Source organism: Ruminococcus sp., assembly GCF_024684275.1.
In genome coordinates this window covers 1-3,638 of record NZ_JAIKXF010000103.1, presented here as the reverse complement: position 1 = coordinate 3,638, position 3,638 = coordinate 1, and the positions used below count along the sequence as shown (strand labels likewise).

General features: G+C 48.4%; 2 protein-coding genes. Both read left to right on the top strand.

Features of this window, described 5'->3' with window-relative positions; translation table 11 throughout:
- Positions 1-356 precede the first annotated feature (356 nt).
- Positions 357-2,615 (top strand): glycoside hydrolase family 30 beta sandwich domain-containing protein, encoded by a 2,259-nt coding sequence (locus K5677_RS11935; RefSeq protein WP_296728335.1) that lies wholly within the window; start codon positions 357-359, stop codon positions 2,613-2,615.
- A 333-nt stretch (positions 2,616-2,948) separates the two neighbouring features.
- Positions 2,949-3,638: hypothetical protein (locus K5677_RS11930; protein WP_296728333.1), on the top strand; the 690-nt coding region annotated here is incomplete at its 3' end.

Sequence of the window (3,638 nt, the reverse complement as noted above, 5' to 3'; positions counted from 1 at the left end):
TGGGGCGGCGGCTTCGGCGGCGGCGGCGGAATGTTCGGCGGCGGAAACATCTCCGTTGTTGACTTCCTTATTGCAAGATTTGATATAATCCGCAGCGCACTTCGTATGTAAAAAAACACATATCTCATAATTGGTCTCCCGGGGCAGATATCTGTTCCGGGAGATTTTTATTATGTAATATCGTGCATTTTTCAGAACATATAAAGCTACATTAAAGAGATTATACACAACTTCTTCATTTTGTCCACCTTTGTTTCATATTTTGAGTTTACAGAATGAATAATATGAGTTATTATTACATTAAATAATAATGCGAGTCGCTGTGGAGGCACACGGCACTCGGCAGGGGGTAAAAAATGAATATAACAAAAAAAGTAAGGACTGCCCTCTCAGCAGTCATGGCAGGAGCTATGCTCGTTTCATCAGCAGGTTCCTTCCCTTCAAACGTGCTTGAAGCAAACGCCGCAGGCGCCTGCACTATCAACACGAACAAGGAATACCAGACGATACGCGGCTTCGGCGGTATGAACCATCCCGAATGGCAGAGCTACAATGTTCAGAACGGAGCTCCGGGAGATATGACCGAGGCACAGGTACAGACTGCCTTCGGCAACGGCGAAAACGAGCTTGGTCTCACTATCCTGCGTATCTTCGTAAGCGACGACAAGAACGCATGGAAGAACGCTATCCCTACCGCTCAGAGAGCTCAGAAGCTCGGCGCTACCGTATTCGCAACTCCGTGGAACCCGCCCGCTTCAATGCGTCAGAACGGCTCAGGCGGCCCGAGAGGCGGACAGTACGTTCTTAAAAACGGAGCTGAGGCACAGTACGCCCAGCATCTCAACGACTTCATCAAATACTGCAACAGTCAGGGCGTTCAGCTCAATTCGATATCAGTACAGAACGAGCCCGACTGGTCGGGTGAATGGACATACTGGGCTCCTGACCGCTGTGCAAGCTTCCTTGCAAACTACGGAAAGGCTGTAACGGCAGGAACGACCACAAAAATGATGTCGCCTGAGAGCTTCAGCTACAGCAAGGATTATTACAATGCCATCCTCAATAATTCAAAGGCTATGGAAAACTGCGATATGTTCGGTACTCACTTCTACGGTACACAGCGCAGCCAGATGGACTTCCCTGCCCTTGAGAACTGCGGCAAGGAAATATGGATGACCGAGGTATACGTTCCCAACAGCGACAACAACTCCGCAGACCGCTGGCCCGAAGCTGTACAGGTATCGGAGAATATCCACAACGCACTCGTTGTGGGCAATATGAACGCATATGTATGGTGGTATATCCGCCGTCAGTACAGTCCTATGTGGGATACGGGCAAGATATCAAAGCGCGGATACGCTATGGCACAGTTCTCGAAATGGGTGCGTCCCGGCGATGTACGTATAGACGCTACAGAGCAGCCAAACAGCAATATCCTCGTATCGGCTTACAAGCACAGCGATACACAGGCTACCGTCGTTGCTATAAACAAGGGCAGCGGAGCTGTTTCTCAGCAGTTCACCCTCAGTAACAGAACAGTCACCAATGTTGACAGCTACAGAACCTCAGGAAGCGAGAATATAGCTAAAATAGGCGGCATCTCCGCAAACGGCTCATCATTCACCGCTCAGCTCCCCGCAAACAGCGTCACTACCTTCGTTGTAGGGCTCGAAAGCGACGGCAAGGGCTTTGAAGGCGGCAAGGATCCGACACCTCCCGAGCCTATCGAACCCGATGAGAACGGCTGCTATTACCACGATACATTTGAAGAAGGAACCGACAGCTGGGAAGGCAGAGGCGGCGCTTCCGTTGCTTCAGGCGGTACAGCTTACAAGGGCAGCAAGGCTCTTACGGTTTCCGACAGAAGCAGCGCATGGCACGGCGCTCTTAAGTCTCTTGATTCACTGACCTTCAAGGCAGGCGAGACCTACAGCTTCAGCGTGGCAGCCTCGGGCTCGGGCAACCTTATGCTCTCTCTCGAATATAAGGACTCTTCTGGCGAAACCAAGTACGATCACATTGCAAGCGCTGAATCCACAGGCGGATATGTACAGCTTGCCAACGCGAACTATACGCTCCCCGAGGGTTCGGGATATATCCTCTACGTTGAAACAGAGGAAGGCACAGGTGACTTCACAATTGACGAGGCTATCGTTGCAAAGGCAGGTACTCAGATAGACGGACCTGTTGTAACGACTACCACAACTACGACGACCACTACAACTACTACAACGTCTACGACCTCAGAAACTACCACCACAACAACCACTACCACTGCAACGACCACAACTGCTACGACCTCCGAGACCACAACGGAAACAACTACCACCACAGTGCCTAAGGATCCGAAGGAAGTCCTCGACTCCAAGGTCTCAAAGTGGGGCGACGCAAACTGTGACGACGCTATAGATATGGGCGATGCGGTACTCATAATGCAGTCCCTTGCAAACCCGAACAAGTATCAGCTTTCGGATCAGGGCAAATTCAACGGAGATGTTTACGAAGCAGGCGGCGGTATTACTACAAACGACGCTGTTACCATACAGAAGTATCTCCTCAGTCTGCTCAGGAGCTTCCCTGAGAGCTACGCCGAAAAGATCACTACTGTAGGCTGATGCAGCAGGAGCGCTTTATCAGCTTATAATAGAATAGCTGCGGGATATTCCGTTTTATATCACGATATATATTTTAAGGATCATCAGCTGTCACAGGGCAGCTGATGATCCTTTTCCGTACAGCCCCGTTTTCTTTGTTAAAAACATTAAATCAATTTACGTTGTTTTAACTTTATCTATCGTTAAAAACCGCAACAATTGCATTGACATCAGCGGCATTTTATGATATAATATCACAAAGTGCTTTTAATATGCAGTATCTGTTTACTGCCTTTTAAAGCCGAAGTTCCTTACGCACATAAGGCGTAAAAATATGGAAAGGAAGATTTGCAAATGAAAAAGTTTATTTCTGCAATCACATCACTGGGCATTGCTGCTTCAATGATAGGTGCAGTCGTTCCTGCAACAGCAGGTGCTGCCGATGCTTCCAAGGGTTTTGCTGTCAAGACATATGACATTGCCAAGCCTTCATCAGCAGACGCTGCATCAACAGTGACTATCAAGAAGAGCGATATCCCTGTGGACGGTTATGTTCTCCCCTCAGCTTTATACTATAGCGAGAGCGCTAACGGTTCCACAGATTCACTTCTCGTTGGTATCACCACAGATTCAAAGGACATCTCCTTCAAGCTCTACAACCCCGAAAAGGACGGCTATACAAAGAGCGAACAGGAGTACACCTTAGGCGGTACTAAATTCAGTACAAGCAGCTACATATCATTTGCAGGCTCCTATGATGATCTTGACGGCTATATGGCTGCCGGCAAGCACGTTTTCGGTGTTGATTCATCACAGACTGCCGCAGGTACAGATAATTACTATATAGGTCTTTCATGGACAAACAACGGCAAGGAATACAAGTGGGCAGGCGAAAAGTCAGACTCATATCCTTTATATGTTTTTGATACGATCATCCCGCAGAGCATTGCTGTAGGTACATACACCATAAAGTACTGCGAGTACAACACAGATACAACAGGTGTAAACTACAATCCCTGTCCTCTCGTAGAGGGTGAAAAGCAG